A 16,436-nucleotide genomic window follows, 5' to 3' on the forward strand; every position below is an offset into this window, starting at 1 on the left:
CACTCCGAGAGAAGCAGCGTGCTCATACGACTTCTGCGGACCTACCTCAGGCCCTACCGAAAACCCATCGCCTGGCTGGTGCTGCTGCAGTTCCTGCAGACCTGCGCCACCCTCTACCTGCCCACGCTGAACGCGGACATCATCGACAAGGGCGTCGTCAACGGCGACACCGGCTTCATCCTGTCCCACGGCGCCCTGATGATCGGCATCTCGCTGGCTCAGGTCGTGTGCAACATCGGTGCCGTCCACTACGGCGCCCGGACCGCCGCCGCGCTCGGCCGGGACGTACGGGCGGCCGTCTTCGACCGGGTGCAGTCCTTCTCGGCACGTGAGGTCGGGCAGTTCGGCGCGCCCTCGCTGATCACCCGTACGACCAATGACGTCCAGCAGATCCAGATGCTGGCCCTGATGACGTTCACCCTGATGGTGTCGGCGCCGATCATGTGCGTGGGCGGCATCGTGCTGGCGCTGGGCCTCGACGTGCCGCTGTCGGCGGTGCTGGTCGCGGTGGTGCCCGTGCTGGGCATCAGCGTGACCTTGATCGTACGGCGGCTGCGGCCGCTGTTCCGGACCATGCAGGAGCGCCTCGACACGGTGAACCGGGTGCTGCGCGAGCAGATCACCGGCAACCGGGTGATCCGTGCCTTCGTGCGCGACGAGTACGAGCAGCAGCGGTTCCGGAAGGCGAACATCGAGCTCACCGACATGGCGATGGGCACGGGCAATCTGCTCGCGCTGATGTTCCCGATCGTGATGACGGTGGTGAACCTGTCGTCGATCGCGGTGGTGTGGTTCGGGGCGCACCGCATCGACAGCGGCGGGATGCAGATCGGTGACCTGACGGCGTTCCTCGCCTATCTGATGCAGATCGTGATGTCCGTGATGATGGCCACCTTCATGTTCATGATGGTGCCGCGCGCGGAGGTGTGCGCCGAGCGCGTCCAGGAGGTGCTGGACACCTCGTCGAGCGTGGTTCCACCGGCCGCGCCGGTGCGGGAGCTGCGCCGGCACGGCCATCTGGAGATCCGGGACGCGGGCTTCCGCTACCCGGGTGCCGAGGAGCCGGTGCTGAAGGGGATCGACCTGGTCGCGCTGCCGGGCGAGACGACGGCCGTGATCGGCTCGACGGGCAGCGGGAAGTCGACCCTGCTGGGGCTGGTCCCCCGGCTGTTCGACGCGACGGACGGGCAGGTGCTGGTGGACGGCGAGGACGTGGCGTCCATCGATCCAGGGCTGCTGGCGCGGACCGTCGGGCTGGTGCCGCAGAAGCCGTACCTGTTCGCGGGGACGGTGGCCACCAACCTGCGCTACGGCGATCCGGACGCCACGGACGAGGAGCTGTGGCACGCACTGGAGGTGGCGCAGGCCAAGGAGTTCGTGGAGCGGCTGGAGGGCGGGCTGGACGCGCCCATCGCGCAGGGCGGCACGAACGTGTCCGGTGGTCAGCGGCAGCGGCTGGCGATCGCGCGGACCCTCGTGCAACGTCCGGAGATCTACCTGTTCGACGACTCCTTCTCGGCCCTCGACTACGCCACGGACGCGGCGCTGCGTGCGGCGCTCGCCCGGGAGACCGCCGAGGCGACCGTCGTCATCGTCGCCCAGCGCGTGGCGACCATCCGGGACGCGGACCGGATCGTCGTGCTCGACGAGGGGCGGGTGGTCGGCACGGGCCGGCACCACGAGCTGATGGCGGACAACGAGACGTACCGGGAGATCGTGCTCTCCCAGCTGACGGAAGCGGAGGCCGCCTGATGGCCGGGCCGATGGGGCGGATGATGGCCGGCACCGGACCGGACCACCGCTCGCTGGACTTCAAGGTGTCGAGCCGACGACTCCTCGCCCGCTTCAAGCCCGAACGGCTCACCCTCTACGGGCTGCTGTTCTGCGTGGTCGTGAGCGTGGGCCTCTCGGTCGCCGGGCCGAAGATCCTCGGTGAGGCCACCGACCTGGTGTTCGCCGGCATCGTCGGGCGGGAGTTCGAGCCGGGGGCGACCAAGGACCAGGTTCTCGCGGCCATGCGGGAGCGCGGCGACGGCGAGATCGCCGACATGTTGCGCAGCACCGACTTCACCCCGGGTCAGGGCATCGACTTCACCGCCGTCGGGCATGTGCTGCTGTTCGCGCTCGCCGTGTTCGTCGTGGCCGGTCTGCTGATGGCGGTGGCGACACGGCTGGTGAACCGCGCCGTGAACCGCACGATGTACCGGATGCGCGAGGACGTCCAGGCGAAGCTGTCGCGGCTGCCGCTGTCGTACTTCGACAAGAGCCGGCGCGGCGAGGTGCTGTCCCGGGCGACCAACGACATCGACAACATCGGGCAGACGCTCCAGCAGTCGATGGGCCAGCTGATCAACTCGGTGCTCACCATCATCGGTGTGCTGGTGATGATGTTCTGGGTGTCGTGGCTGCTGGCACTGGTGGCGCTGGTGACCGTGCCGCTGTCGTTCGTGGTGGCCACCCGGGTCGGGAAGCGGTCGCAACCGCATTTCGTGCAGCAGTGGCGCTCCACCGGCAAGCTCAACGCGCACGTGGAGGAGATGTACACCGGGCACACCCTGGTGAAGGTGTTCGGGCGGCAGGAGGAGTCGGCGCGGCAGTTCGCCGAGCAGAACGAGGCGCTGTACGAGGCCGGGTTCAAAGCCCAGTTCAACAGCGGGATCATGCAGCCGCTGATGCTGTTCGTGTCCAACATCAACTACGTGCTGGTCGCGGTGGTCGGCGGCCTGCGGGTCGCGTCGGGTTCGCTGTCCATCGGTGACGTGCAGGCCTTCATCCAGTACTCGCGGCAGTTCTCCATGCCGCTGACGCAGGTCGCGTCGATGGCGAACCTGGTCCAGTCGGGTGTGGCGTCGGCCGAGCGGGTCTTCGAGTTGCTGGACGCGGCGGAGCAGGAGGCCGATCCGGTGCCCGGGGCGCGGCCCGAGGAGCTGCGGGGCCGGGTGGCGCTGGAGTCGGTGTCCTTCCGGTACGACCCGGACAAGCCGCTGATCGAGGACCTGTCGCTGACGGTGGAGCCCGGGCACACGGTCGCCATCGTCGGACCGACCGGGGCGGGCAAGACGACGCTGGTCAACCTGCTGATGCGGTTCTACGACGTCTCGTCGGGGCGGATCACCCTGGACGGCGTGGACATCGCCCGCATGTCGCGGGACGAGCTGCGCGCCGGGATCGGGATGGTGCTGCAGGACACGTGGCTGTTCGGCGGCACCATCGCGCAGAACATCGCGTACGGCGCCGCCCGGGAGGTGACCCGGGGCGAGATCGAGGAGGCCGCGCGGGCCGCCCACGCGGACCGGTTCATCCGTACGCTGCCCGACGGGTACGACACGGTGATCGACGACGAGGGGTCGGGGGTCAGCTCGGGTGAGAAGCAGCTGATCACCATCGCGCGGGCGTTCCTGTCCGATCCGGTGATCCTGGTGCTGGACGAGGCGACCTCGTCGGTGGACACCCGTACCGAGGTGCTCATCCAGAAGGCCATGGCGAAGCTGGCGCACGGGCGCACCTCGTTCGTCATCGCGCACCGGCTGTCGACGATCAGGGACGCGGACACGATCCTGGTGATGGAGAACGGGTCGATCGTGGAGCAGGGGACGCACGAGGAACTGCTCACGGCGGGTGGGGCCTACGCTCGGCTGTACCAGGCGCAGTTCGCACAGGCGGTGGCCGAGGTGGACTGATGCGCCATCGGAGCTGCCGCGTGGTGTCGTGGGGCGGCTGCGGGGCCGTTGTGGCTGGTCGCGCGGTTCCCCGCGCCCCTCGGGTACGTGCAGTTGACGCCCTCAAGGGGCGCGGGGGACCGCGCGAACAACCCCCACCGGCCCGCAGGCGGCATCAGTCCAGATAGCCCCGCAGCTGGTCCGCGAACGCATGGTCCCGCAGCTTGTTCAGCGTCTTGGACTCGATCTGGCGGATCCGTTCCCTCGTCACGCCGAAGATGCGGCCTATCTCCTCCAGCGTGCGGGGGCGGCCGTCCGCGAGGCCGTACCTCAGCTGTACGACCTTCCGTTCCCGCTCACCCAGGGTCGACAGGACCGCGTCCAGGTGTTCCCGCAGCAGCAGGAACGCCGCTGACTCGACCGGCGAGGCGGCGTCGCCGTCCTCGATGAGGTCGCCGAGGGCGACGTCGTCCTCCTCGCCCACCGGGGCGTGCAGCGACACCGGTTCCTGGGCCAGCCGCAGGACCTCGCTGACCCGCTCGGGCGGCAGGTCGAGGTGAGCGGCCACCTCCTCCGGCGTCGGCTCGTAGCCGCGTTCCTGCAGCATGCGGCGCTGTACGCGGACGACCCGGTTGATCAGCTCCACGACATGGACCGGAACCCGGATGGTGCGGGCCTGGTCGGCGAGGGCGCGGGACATGGCCTGGCGGATCCACCAGGTGGCGTAGGTCGAGAACTTGTAGCCGCGGGCGTAGTCGAACTTCTCGACGGCGCGGATCAGGCCGAGGTTCCCCTCCTGTACGAGGTCGAGCATGGTCAGGCCGCGGCCGACGTACCGCTTGGCGACGGAGACCACGAGCCGCAGGTTCGCCTCGATGAGGCGGCGCTTGGCCATCCGGCCCATGACGACGAGGCGGTCCAGGTCGAGGGCGAGCCGGCTCTCCAGGTCGGGGGTGCTGGTCAGCTTCTCCTCGGCGAACAGGCCGGCCTCGACGCGGCGGGCGAGTTCGACCTCCTCGGCGGCCGTGAGCAGGGGGATGCGGCCGATCTCCCGCAGGTACTGGCGGAACAGGTCGGAGGAGGGGCCGCTGGTGTCGGCGGTACGGGCGCGGGGCGGCAGCGGTGCTTCGACGGGCTCCACGGGCTCGGCGGCCTCGGGGCCGTCCAGGGCATCGGCGTCGGCGGGCGGCTCGGCCGCCTCGGACGGGGCCTCCGGCTCCGTCTCCGGGTGGTGCGCGACACGGCTCTGCGGCGGCACCGCGACGAGAACGCCGGTCTCCGCGTCCCGATCCGTGCCGTCCGTACTGTCGGTCTGGATGAGGGTCTGGGTCTGCACGGGGGCGACCTCCAGGATGATCGCTGCCGAGGCGTACGGCAGCGCTGCTTCGAGGGCGGAGTCGGCGGCCTCGCCGCTGTCCGTCCCGTACGCGATGAGCGGAACCGCGGGGGTGTGGGACCCGTGAGGAACGGATCGGCCGCGCTCCGAGGACTCAGGCACCGCAACCCAGTGTGGAGTACGACACATCGCCGCCACGAGGGGCGTGCGGTGACTTTTTGCGTCCGGTCCGTGACCGGGCGGTTACTCGGACCGTCCGGCCGCAGGACGGCGGCGTCCTCAGGCGCCGGGGGGTCGGAGGGACGGCGGCGCGGCGCGGCGGGCCACGACGCGGGGCCGCCGGCTCGACATCATCCCGCCCGAGCAGCCCCCGCGGCAGCAGCGCTCAGAGCGCCGCCGCCCCGCGCTCGCGCAACGCCTGGTCGTACTGCTGCAACACCCACAACTCGTTCTGCACGGAGGCCAGTTGGGCGGGGTCGCCGCCCGCGCCGAGGCGGGTCAGCTGGCTCTGGATGTCGCGGATGCGGCGCTCGACGGCGCGGCGGCGGACGGTGACGAGCTGTTCGCCGGCGTAGTTCTCGTCGACGGTCCTGCGCATGATCGCCTCGACCGCCAGCTCCGTCACCATCGCGCGGACCTGGTCGTCGGGCGCCGCCTCGCGGACGCGGACCAGGTACTCCTGGGCGTCCTGGATGCCGTACTCCGCGCCGCCCGCTTCGATGATGGCCTGGCGTACGGCGGCGTAGGGGGCGGCGGTGAACTCGTCGACGCCGTACGCGTCGAAGGCCGGGGATACCAACTCGGGCCGCTGGAGGGCGAGTTTGAGCAGCTCGCGCTCGGTCGCGTAGACCGGGTTGCGCAGGGTCAGGGCCGGGCCGGAGGCACGGGGGGCGGGGGCGGCGTCGTACGGCTGCTGCGGGCCGCGGGCCGACGGCGCCGGTCCCCTGCCGCCGCGGTCCCGTGCCCAGCGCGCCAGTTGGGCGACCCGCTTGACCACGAACTGGGTGTCGAGGATGCCGAGCATGCCCGCGAGTTCGACGGCCACCTCGTGCTGGGCGCCGCTGTTCTTGATGCGGGCGACGACGGGCGCCGCCTCGTCCAGCGCGGCCGCGCGGCCCGCCGGGGTGTCGAGGTCGTAGCGGCGCACGATCTGGCGCAGCGCGAACTCGAACAGCGGGGTGCGCGGCTCGACCAGGTCGGCGACCGCCTCGTCGCCCTTGGCGAGGCGCAGATCGCAGGGGTCCATGCCGTCGGGTGCGATCGCGATGTACGTCTCCGCCGCGAACTTCTGGTCGTCCTCGAAGGCGCGCAGGGCCGCCTTCTGGCCCGCCGCGTCACCGTCGAAGGTGAAGATCACGCGGGCCGAGCCGTTGTCCATCAGCAGCCGGCGCAGGATCTTGATGTGATCGCCGCCGAAGGCGGTGCCGCACGTGGCGATGGCCGTGGTGACCCCGGCGAGGTGGCAGGCCATGACGTCGGTGTACCCCTCGACCACGACGGCGCGGCTGGACTTCGCGATCTCCTTCTTGGCGAGGTCGATGCCGTACAGGACGTGGGACTTCTTGTAGATCGCCGTCTCGGGGGTGTTCAGGTACTTGGGCCCGTTGTCCGCCTCGTAGAGCTTGCGTGCGCCGAAGCCGACGACGTCGCCGCCGATGTCGCGGATCGGCCACATCAGACGGCCTCGGAAACGGTCGATGGGGCCGCGGCGGCCCTCCTGGGAGATTCCGGAGAGGATCAGTTCCTTGTCGGTGAAGCCCTTGCCGCGCAGATAGCGGGTGAGGTGGTCCCAGCCCTGAGGGCTGTAGCCGACGGAGAAGTGCTGGGCCGCGGACTGGTCGAAGCCGCGCTCGGCGAGGAACTGGCGGCCGGTGTCGGCTTCGGGGCTGGTGGCCAGCTGTTCGGCGTACCAGTCGGCGGCGATCTTGTGGGCCTCGACCAGGCGGATGCGTTCGCCGCGCTGGTGGGAGGGGTTGTAGCCGCCCTCCTCGTAGCGCAGGGTGATGCCCGCCTGGGCGGCGAGGCGCTCGACCGCCTCGGAGAAGGACAGGTGGTCGACCTTCATCACGAAGGTGATGGTGTCGCCGCCCTCCTGGCAGCCGAAGCAGTGGAAGAGCCCCTTGCTCGGGCTGACCTGGAAGGACGGCGACTTCTCGTCGTGGAAGGGGCACAGCCCCTTGAGGTTTCCGCCGCCGGCGTTGCGCAGCTGGAGGTACTCGGACACCACGGCGTCGATCGGGACCGCGTCCCGAACCGCTTTTACGTCCTCGTCGTTGATCCGTCCTGCCACGCGTGAATTCTACGGGGGTGCACTGACACCTAGGGGACGAGGTTTTCGAGCGGAATGTGCGGGTCCGCGAGGGTCTCGGTGTTCACCCGGGCCTTCGAGCGAATCAGCCGCTGGATCGGCTCTGTGACGTCCCACACGTTCACGTTCATCCCGGCCAGCACCCGGCCGTCCTTCACCCAGAACGCGATGAACTCCCGCTTGCCCGCGTCGCCGCGGATCACGACCTCGTCGTACGACCCCGGCGGGGCCCACCCGCTGTACTCCATCCCCAGGTCGTACTGGTCGGAGAAGAAGTAGGGCACCCGGTCGTAGGTGACGTCCTGCCCCAGCATCGCCCGTGCCGCCGCCGGTCCGCCGTTGAGCGCGTTGGCCCAGTGCTCGACGCGTACCCGGGTGTCGAAGAGGGCGTGCGGGAAGGAGGCCACGTCGCCGGCCGCGTAGATGTCGGGGTCGGAGGTGCGCAGCTGTGCGTCGACCACGACGCCGCGGCCGTGGGCACGGTCGGCGATCTCCAGCCCGGCCGCTTCCGCCAGCGCCGTGCGGGGTGCGGCGCCGATCGCCGCGAGGACGTCGTGGGCCGGGTGTTCCTCGCCGTCGTCGGTGCGGGCTGCGAGCACCATGCCGTCCTGGCCGACGATCCGCGTCAGCCGCCGGCCGAAGTGGAAACGCACCCCGTGCTCGCGGTGCAGTTCGGCGAAGAGCCCGCCGAGCTCCGGGCCGAGCACGCCGTGCAGCGGGGTCGGCTCCGGCTCGACGACGGTGACCTCGGCGCCGTACTCGCGGGCCGCCGCCGCGACCTCCAGGCCGATCCAGCCGGCGCCGGCGATCACGATGTGCCCGTTGTCGCGGCCGAGCGAGGCCAGGACGCCCTTGAGACGCTCGGCGTGCGAGAGGCGGCGCAGATGGTGGACGCCGGCCAGGTCGGTGCCCGGGATGTCCAGGCGGCGCGGCTCGGCGCCGGTGGCCAGCAGGAGTTTGTCGTAGTGGACGACCGTGCCGTCCTCGCCGAAGCGGACCGTCTTCGCCGTACGGTCGATCGCGTCCACCGTCTGGCCGAGGTGCAGTTCGATGTCGTTGCGCGCGTACCAGGCGGGTTCGTGCACGAAGACGTTGTCGCGCTCCTCCTTGCCGAGGAGGTAGCCCTTGGACAGCGGCGGCCGCTCGTAGGGGTGGTCGCGCTCGTCGCAGATCAGTATCACCCGCCCGGTGAAGCCCTCCGCGCGGAGCGTCTCGGCCGCCTTGGCGCCGGCGAGTCCTCCCCCGACGATGACGAATGTCTGATCCGCGTCGACCACTTGATGCCTCCTCGTAAGGGTGCCGCCACATGCGAGCGTCCCGCACGCAGCGTGATGCGGGAAGAGGGGGTGACCCGATCAGGCCACGCAGGGTCACTTTCGAGTGCCCGTTCGCCTCAAGTGCCACACCGGTCACGGGCCGGTGAGGTCGTCCGGCGGGTGCTAGTCGCCCTCCCCCGCTCCTCGCCCTTACGCCCTCGCGGTGAGCCGCGCGTGCAGCGAGCGGGCCGAGGCGTCCGTCAGGGAGGCGATCTGATCGACGATCACCCGCTTGCGGGCACGGTCGTCCCCCGCCTGGTCGAACAGGGTCCGAAACTGCGGGTCCAGCCCGTCGGGCGCGCGGGCGGTGAGCGCCTCGGCGAGTTCGGCGACGACGATCCGCTGGTCGGCGCGCAACCGCTCCTGCTCGGCGCGCTGCATGACGTACCGGTCGGCGACGGCCTTGAGGACCGCGCACTCCAGCCGGGTCTCGCGCGGTACGACCAGTTCGGCGCCGTAGCGGGTGAGCCGCCCGGAGCCGTACGCGGCGCGCGTGGCGCTCTCCGCGGCCAGGCAGAAACGGCCGATGAGCTGGCTGGTGGCGTCCTTGAGGCGGGCCTGGGCGACGGCCGAGCCGTCGTAGCCGTGCGGCCACCACTCCTGGTCCTGGAGGCGGTCGAGGGCGGCGGCGAGTTCGGCCGCGTCGGTGTCCTCGGGGACGTACCGTCCGACGGCGACCGCGAAGACCGCCTGCCGTTCCGGCTCGGCGTGCAGGCAGTTGGGGTCGATGTGGCCGGCGTGCAGTCCGTCCTCGACGTCGTGCACCGAGTACGCCACGTCGTCCGCCCAGTCCATGACCTGGGCCTCGAAGGTGGTGCGGGCGCCGGGGGCGTCCTTGCGGACCCAGTCGAAGACGGGCCGGTCGTCCTCGTAGACACCGAACTTGGGGGACGCCGGGTCGGTGGGGTGGGCGCCGCGCGGCCAGGGGTACTTGGTGGCGGCGTCGAGGGTGGCCCGGGTGAGGTTGAGGCCGACGGACCCCTCCGGGGTGAACCGCTTGGGCTCGATGCGGGTGAGGAGGCGCAGGGACTGGGCGTTGCCCTCGAAGCCGCCGCAGTCCTCGGCGAACTCGTTCAGGGCGACCTCGCCGTTGTGCCCGAAGGGCGGGTGGCCGAGGTCGTGGGAGAGGCAGGCCGCCTCCACGAGGTCGGGGTCGCAGCCGAGGGCCGCGCCGAGTTCCCGGCCGACCTGGGCGCACTCCAGGGAGTGGGTGAGGCGGGTGCGGGGGCTGGGGTCCCAGGCGTGACTGTGCGTTCCGGGCGTCACGACCTGGGTCTTGCCGGCGAGCCGTCTGAGGGCGGCGGAGTGCAGGACGCGGGCGCGGTCGCGTTGGAAGGCGGTGCGGCCCGGGCGTTTGTCGGGTTCGGGGGCCCAGCGTTCGACTGCCGACTCGTCGTAGTACATGCACCGACAGTAAAGGCAGGCAGTGACAAACAGTGGGCCGTGTCTCGCCCACTCGCCCCCGGGAGTCGCCTTCGCCGGCCCTTGGCATTCGCCTTCCGGGGCGTTCTACGCGGACGCCAGTTCCGGTGCCGCCGCGACCGGCGTCGTGAGCATCTGGTCGTAGCGGTGGAGCAGCAGCCTCGCCATCGCGGCGTGGGTGCCCAGCGGTGCCGAGGCGATCCACGGGGCCGCCTGGGCGCACTCGGTGGCGAAGCGGCCGGGGGCCGTGAAGTACGAGGCGACGGCCACCCTCGTGCGGCCGCGGGCGGCCAGGGCACGGGCGGTGTCCGCGACCGTGGGGGCCGCCGTGGTCGCGTAGGCCGGGACGACCGGGACGCCCAGGCGGTCGGCGAGGAGCTGGGCCGTACGGGAGGTGTCGACCTTCGACTCGGGGTCACGGGAGCCCGCCGCGGCGAGGATCACCGCGCTGGCGCGGCGGGTGGCGTCGTCCATGTGGGTGCGCCACCCCGCCTCGGCCAGGCGGGCGTGGAGAGCCTCCACCAGCAGCGGGTGCGGGCCCAGGGCGGGGGCCACGCGGGCGTGGACGTCGGCCTCGGCGGCCATCTCGGGGATGTCCCGCTTGACGTGGTAGCCGCGGCTGAGCAGCAGCGGGACGAGGATCGCTTCGCCGGTGCCGAGCGCGGCGAGGGTGTCGGGGAGCAGCGGCTCGTTCAGCTCGATGTGGCCGAGGTGGACGGGCAGGCCGGGGCGCAGGGCGCGGACCTTGTCGAGGAGCGCGCGGACGGTGCTCAGGGCGCGCGGGTCGCGGCTGCCGTGGGCCACGACGACGAGCGCGGGCTGTTCGGGGCGGCGCCTGCCGTCGAGCGAGACGAGGCTGAGCTGGCTGGCGAGCTGGCTGCTGATCCGGTTCATGAGGTGCGCCGTACTGTCGAGGTGGGCCGTCGGGGACTCGTCGCGAGGAGGGGTCGACGCCGTCATGGATCAATGGTGAGGGCGGGACGTTGCCGCCCCGTTTCACGGGGGTGACGGGTTCTTACACCGGGTTCACGGTACGACCCCTGAGCCCTGTGAGCGGCCCTGACCTGCGGTTTCGCCGTACGAAGTGAACCTGGTCACGTCGCGCGCAGTGAACCGCGGCGGACGACAGGACGTCCCTGACTGTCGAGAACAGGCGGTGAGCCGACCGGGGAGGGACCATCCGATGCGCCGACCGAAGCCGCGCCCACCGAGGCTGCCGCGCACCCGCACCGGGCAGCGCCGGCTGGTGCAGGCCGTGATGGCGGGATGCGTGCTGGCGCTGCTTCCGGCCACCTGGATGCACGTCGTGACCGAGGACCGGCTGCGCACCACGGCCGACGTGCCACGCACCGACGTGGCCGTGGTCTTCGGCGCCGGGCTGTGGGCCGGCGAGCCGTCCCCGTACCTCGCGCACCGGCTCGACGCGGCGGCCGAGCTGTACCGCGAGGGCCGTGTCGAGGTCGTTCTCGTCACCGGGGACAACAGCCGCGAGGACTACGACGAGCCCGACGCCATGCGCGCCTATCTGACCAGGCACGGCGTGCCCGACTCCCGTGTCGTCAGCGACTACGCCGGCTTCGACACCTGGGACTCCTGTGTCCGGGCCAAGAAGATCTTCGGCGTCGACGAGGCGGTGCTGATCAGTCAGGGCTTCCACATCCGGCGGGCGGTCGCGCTGTGCCAGGAGGCGGGGGTGGCGTCGTACGGCGTCGGGGTCGACGCCAAGCACGACGCGACGTGGTACTACGGCGGCACCCGGGAGATCTTCGCGGCCGGCAAGGCGGCCCTGGACGCCCTGTTCGAGCCGGATCCCACTTTCCTCGGGCCGAGGGAGGCGGGGGTGACGAACGCGCTGGCGGCCGAACGGTAGCGGCACCGCCCGACGCCGGCCCGCTTCCCCATGCACGGGCGTCGCCGCGCACCCGCCGGCCAACCGTACCGACCTGCCGACGCCGGCCGTGCGGATCGCCTGCCACCGGGGCGTCCCGGCCGCCACGGTCGCCGCCCGCCTCCTCCGTTCGACGCGCCGACGCCCAGGCGGGGCGACACCGCCCGACCGGCACGACGTCCCCCCGCCGCAGGAGCGGGAGCCTCTGCGCGCCCTCGCCGGGGACCCTGCACCTCCGGTGGCGAAGGTGGTGCTGGTGCCGAGCGTCCCGGCGGGTTTCGCCGAGCAGGTGGCCCGTTCGTCCGACGCGCCGGTGTCGGCCGTCCGTGGGCGCGACCGCGGCCCCGCCGGGCGGGTGGGACGGACGGGGGTCGGGGGTCGGGGATCGGCGGGTTCGGTCCGTCGTGGGTCCGGATCGGGGCGCGCGGGGCCGGGGCCGTCGGCAAGGTGCCCGGTGACGCTGCCGCCACCACTCCCGCGGAGTGCCGGCCCGGGTGTTCTGTCCGTGGGCGGCCCCTGGCCCGGGGCGGGAGACGGGACCCTGCCCGCTCCCGTCCCGGCGTCGCCGACGGGTGCCTCAGCGGCCGGTGAAGCGCGGCCGGCGTTTCTCCAGGAACGCGTTCATGCCCTCCTTCTGGTCGTCCGTCGCGAACAGGGCGTGGAAGACCCGGCGTTCGAAGCGGATGCCGTCCCGCAGGCCGGTTTCGAGCGCCTGGTCGACGCACTCACGGGCCGCCGTGACCGCCGCCGCGCCGTACGAGGCGATCGTCGCGGCCGCCTCCAGCGCTTCCGGCAGAACCCGGTCGTCCGGGACCACCCGGGAGACGAGACCGCAGCGTCCGGCCTCCTGGGCGTCCATGGTGCGGCCGGTGAGGATCAGGTCCATCGCCTTCGCCCGGCCGACGAGACGGGTCAGGCGCTGGGTGCCGCCGATGCCGGGGATCACGCCCAGCTTGATCTCCGGCTGGCCGAAGACCGCCGACTCGCCCGCGACGACCAGGTCGCACATCATCGCCAGTTCACAACCGCCGCCGAGCGCATGGCCGTTGACGGCGGCGATCTTCGCGGTGCGCAGGGCGGCGAAGTCCTCCCAGGCCGCGAAGTAGTCCACGGCGGCCATCTCCACGGCGGACCGCCCCGCCATCTCCTTGATGTCGGCGCCCGCCGCGAACACCGTGTCCGAGCCGGTGACGACGAAGCAGCCCACCTCGGGGTCGGTGTCCAGCGGGCGCAGCGCGTCGAGGAGTTCGGTGAGCAGTTCGCCGCTGAGCGCGTTGCGCACGCGGGGGCGGTGCAGACGGACGGTCACGACACGGCCGTGGCGTTCGAGCTTGATGTGGTTCATCGGTCGTCTCCCTCATGAGTCCCAGATCGCGCCGTACGCCGGGATCCCCCGCCGCTCCAGGCCGTGCACCACCTGCCAGGTCAGCTTCTTGTTGCTGATGCAGATCACCGCCTCGGCCCCGAAGTCCCGGTAGGCGGAGTACGCGAGGCGCACCATGTCCGGCTTGCCGTCGCGGGTGGTGTCCCAGACCACGGCGTCCGGCTGGACGGCGAGGATCTCGTCGACGAGGGCGTCGCCGTAGGTGGCGCGGGGGTCGCGGGTCGCCCAGACCAGGCGGGAGGGGACTTCGGCGGCGAGCAGGTGCGGCAGGCAGGGGCCGATGCCGCTGCCGGTCGCCACGTAGACCACCTTCCGGAAGAGGGTCTCGATATTGGCGACGCCGGCCGTGGTGATGCCCTTCACCCAGACCTTCGCCGGCATGTCGTCGATGAACGAGCCCGTCCAGTCACCGGCCCTGGAGATCGTCAGCCGGAAGCCGGGCTCACCGGGCGCCGGGACGTTGGCGAAGGAGTGCCACTCCTTGAGCGGGCTGCGGCTGATCGCCGTGGAGGAGCCCGCGAAGGGCGTCTCGCCGTGGTCGAAGCGGGCCAGCACCACGTGCGGGGAGGGGCGTTCGAGGCGTACGTCGACCTTGCGCAGCCTCAGCCACGGCAGGACGACGCTGAAGGTGACGACCGACAGGACCGCCACCTCCACCGGGCCGGGGGACGCCAGGAGCGTGTGCGTCCAGAACAGGGCGAGGGCCGTCCAGCCGCCGAAGCGGTGGATCTTCTCGAAGTGGTCGTGGTGGCGGGAGCGGAAGGGCGGCAGGGCGGTGGCGACGATCAGCGCCAGGAGGGCCGTCAGGGTCCAGCCCACGGCCATGAGCCGCTGGTCGTCCGCGGCGAGGGTCAGCGCCAGGAACCACGCGGTGCCCGCCAGCGCCCCGCCCATGTGCAGTCCGCCGAAGTGGTACACCTTGCCCAGCGTCCAGCGGACCTTCAGCGGCCAGCTCGTCGGCGCCCGGGTGGCCAGCCGGAAGAAGAGGTTGATGACGTACTGCTGGCGGACGAGGACGGCCAGGGCGAGGTTGGCGAGGGCGGCGTGGCCCATGGTCCGCTCGGACGGGACCCAACCGGCCCACAGGAAGCCGAGGTTGGCCGTGAGCACCAGGGCCGCCAGGCGGTTGTGGTGCATCAGGCGCGGGTGTTTGAGGAGCCGGCGTACACCGGAGGTGAGCGGCGGGAGTTCGGCCGTCCGGCGGTCGAGGGACGTGGTCATCGGGCGGCTCCCGCCATCCTGAGCAGCGCCTGCTTGTCGATCTTGCCGCGGTCGGTCTCCGGCAGCACTGTCAGGGGCATGACACTCTCGGGGACGCAGTAGTACGGCAGCGCGTCCGCCACCGCACGCCGGGCCCGGTCGGGGTCCACGTCCGCCGGGCAGACGAAGGAGACCAGGGTGCGCGCGTCCCGTCGAAGGGTGACCGCGCGTACACAGCCCTCGACCGACTCCAGGACCGAGGAGACGGAGTCGAGTTCGACGCGGAAGCCGCGGACCTTGACCTGGTCGTCGGTGCGGCCGAGGTGTTCGAGCTCGCCGTCCGGTGTCCAGCGGCCCAGGTCACGGGTGCGGAACATCAGGTGGTCACCGCCCAGGAAGGGGTCGGGGGCGTAACGCTCGCCGGTGAGGGCCTCGTTGCCGAGGTAGCCCGCCGAGACGCAGGCGCCCCCCGCCCACATCTCACCGGCCTCGCCGATCGGGAGGGGACGGCGGTCGGCGTCGAGGACGTAGACGGTGTTGTTGGGGGTGGGGCGGCCGATCGTCAGCAGCGGCCGGTCGGGGCCGTGGCGGTTCATCGTGTTGACGATCGTCGTCTCGGTCGGGCCGCAGCAGTTGAAGAAGGCGGCACGGCGGGCCCAGCGGTCGGCGAGAGGGCGGGGGCAGGGTTCGCCGGCGACGGCGACCGTGCGGACGCGCGGGCAGGCGGCCGGGTCGATGCCGGACAGGACGGTCGGGGTGGCGATCAGTACGTCCGCCGTACGCGCCGCGGCCGCGATGTCCTTGCCGCGGACGACGAGGGTGCCGCCGTGGGTGAGGCAGCCGAGGATCTCCCAGGCGGCCATGTCGAAGGCGACGTTGAGGAGCTGGGCGACCCGGTCGCCAGGGCGGATGCCGAGGTCGCCGGGGGCGGTGAGGAGGATGTTGGCCACGTTGCGGTGGGTGACCCGCACGCCGTTGGGGCAGCCGGTGGTGCCGGAGGTGAACAGGACGTAGCAGCCGTCGTCGGGGTGGACCGGACGAACCGGAGGGGCGGGCACCGTCGGGATGTCGTACGCCTGCGGCTCGTCGAGGGCGATCACGCGCGGGCCGCCGGGGACGCGGGGCGCGTACTCGGCCGCGGTGAGGACGACACGGGTGCGGGCGGTGCGGACGACGTGGGCGAGCTGGGCCGGGGGCGCGAGGCCGATGTCCTGCGGCACGTAGGCGGCGCCCGCCTTCAGGATGCCGAGCAGGCCGACCAGCATCGGGATCGAGCGGCGCACGAAGAGTCCGACGTGGTCACCGGGGCGTACGCCCTCCCGCATCAGGCGGGCGGCGAGAGCGTCGGCGGCCCGGTCGAGTTCGCCGTAGGTGATCCGGTCGCCGAGGTGCTCGGCGGCGAGGGCGTACGGCGCGGCCGCTGCCTGCCGTTCCACGGCGCGGTGGATCAGCGGATCGGGGACGGGGACCGTGGGGCCTCGGCCGTACTGCCAGAAGAGGCGCTGGTCGTGAGGGGTCAAGTGACCCAGGGGGCCGGAAGGGCGCTGGGGCATGATCGGGAGACCTCCTGGCGGGCTGTTTCGAATGGCGGATTGCCGTACGCGGCGGAACCGCGCACGGATGCGGCCGGTATGAGCGGCGGGCATGCCCGATATGTCGAATGCCGTGCGGAGATGCGATGCACTGAGCGACGCTGAGCAGCCGGGCGGAATCCATGGCAGTCCGGCGGCCGCCCGGGCCACGACTGTAACCCCGACTCTTCAAATCTCAACTAGCTGTGACCGGCCAATCACGGTACGGAATGAGACACGCGAGCCGAATTGCGCACCAGCGGCAACTCCGGTACCGGTCGGCGGCGACAGGGGGGAGGGCGCCCGCGCGCCTCACGGCGGCCGGGCGGCGACGGGGAGGTCACCGTCCCGG

General features: G+C 71.8%; 11 protein-coding genes. 3 read left to right on the forward strand and 8 right to left on the reverse strand.

The genetic code is table 11. The annotated features are described in order from the left end of the window. Positions 1-18: 18 nt before the first annotated feature. A complete protein-coding gene (locus tag ACFYNL_RS08760; RefSeq protein WP_388798812.1) occupies positions 19-1,752 on the forward strand; it encodes an ABC transporter ATP-binding protein in 1,734 nt (577 codons plus the stop codon). After that, positions 1,752-3,680, forward strand: coding sequence for an ABC transporter ATP-binding protein (locus tag ACFYNL_RS08765; RefSeq protein ID WP_388798815.1), 1,929 nt, complete (start codon positions 1,752-1,754; stop codon positions 3,678-3,680). The genes ACFYNL_RS08760 and ACFYNL_RS08765 overlap by 1 nt, the downstream gene beginning before the upstream one ends. A 154-nt stretch (positions 3,681-3,834) precedes the next feature. Here ACFYNL_RS08765 and ACFYNL_RS08770 read toward each other — a convergent pair whose 3' ends face one another. From ACFYNL_RS08770 to ACFYNL_RS08790, 5 genes are all read right to left on the reverse strand, one after another. Next, the gene (locus ACFYNL_RS08770; protein WP_388798818.1) at positions 3,835-5,157 is read right to left on the reverse strand and encodes an RNA polymerase sigma factor; all 1,323 of its coding nucleotides are present in this window, start codon (positions 5,155-5,157) and stop codon (positions 3,835-3,837) included. 223 nt (positions 5,158-5,380) lie between these two features. After that, the gene (gene dnaG, locus ACFYNL_RS08775) at positions 5,381-7,285 is read right to left on the reverse strand and encodes a DNA primase (protein ID WP_388798821.1); all 1,905 of its coding nucleotides are present in this window, start codon (positions 7,283-7,285) and stop codon (positions 5,381-5,383) included. Between the two features lie 29 nt (positions 7,286-7,314). Next, on the reverse strand, positions 7,315-8,580 hold the full coding sequence (locus ACFYNL_RS08780; RefSeq protein WP_388798824.1) for an NAD(P)/FAD-dependent oxidoreductase: 1,266 nt from the start codon (positions 8,578-8,580) through the stop codon (positions 7,315-7,317). A gap of 189 nt (positions 8,581-8,769) precedes the next feature. After that, positions 8,770-10,023 (reverse strand): deoxyguanosinetriphosphate triphosphohydrolase, encoded by a 1,254-nt coding sequence (locus ACFYNL_RS08785; RefSeq protein WP_388798827.1) that lies wholly within the window; start codon positions 10,021-10,023, stop codon positions 8,770-8,772. A gap of 105 nt (positions 10,024-10,128) precedes the next feature. Then, complete coding sequence (locus ACFYNL_RS08790) at positions 10,129-11,001, reverse strand: sirohydrochlorin chelatase (protein ID WP_388798830.1); 873 nt, start codon at positions 10,999-11,001, stop codon at positions 10,129-10,131. Between the two features lie 223 nt (positions 11,002-11,224). On the opposite strand from ACFYNL_RS08790, the gene ACFYNL_RS08795 reads away from it, so the two are divergent. Further along, positions 11,225-11,911, forward strand: coding sequence for a vancomycin high temperature exclusion protein (locus tag ACFYNL_RS08795; protein WP_388798832.1), 687 nt, complete (start codon positions 11,225-11,227; stop codon positions 11,909-11,911). Between the two features lie 595 nt (positions 11,912-12,506). Here ACFYNL_RS08795 and ACFYNL_RS08800 read toward each other — a convergent pair. From ACFYNL_RS08800 to ACFYNL_RS08810, 3 genes are read right to left on the reverse strand one after another with little or no spacing between them, the layout of a single operon-like run. Beyond that, entirely contained in the window at positions 12,507-13,274 is a 768-nt protein-coding gene (locus tag ACFYNL_RS08800; RefSeq protein ID WP_388798835.1) for an enoyl-CoA hydratase-related protein, read from the reverse strand. Positions 13,275-13,286: 12 nt separating this feature from the next. Then, entirely contained in the window at positions 13,287-14,534 is a 1,248-nt protein-coding gene (locus tag ACFYNL_RS08805; RefSeq protein ID WP_388798838.1) for a hypothetical protein, read from the reverse strand. Further along, the gene (locus ACFYNL_RS08810) at positions 14,531-16,066 is read right to left on the reverse strand and encodes an amino acid adenylation domain-containing protein (protein WP_388798841.1); all 1,536 of its coding nucleotides are present in this window, start codon (positions 16,064-16,066) and stop codon (positions 14,531-14,533) included. The genes ACFYNL_RS08805 and ACFYNL_RS08810 overlap by 4 nt, the downstream gene beginning before the upstream one ends. Positions 16,067-16,436 lie beyond the last annotated feature (370 nt).

The sequence above is a fragment of the Streptomyces sp. NPDC007808 genome (genome assembly GCF_042868655.1).
In the GTDB taxonomy this organism is placed as follows: domain Bacteria; phylum Actinomycetota; class Actinomycetes; order Streptomycetales; family Streptomycetaceae; genus Streptomyces.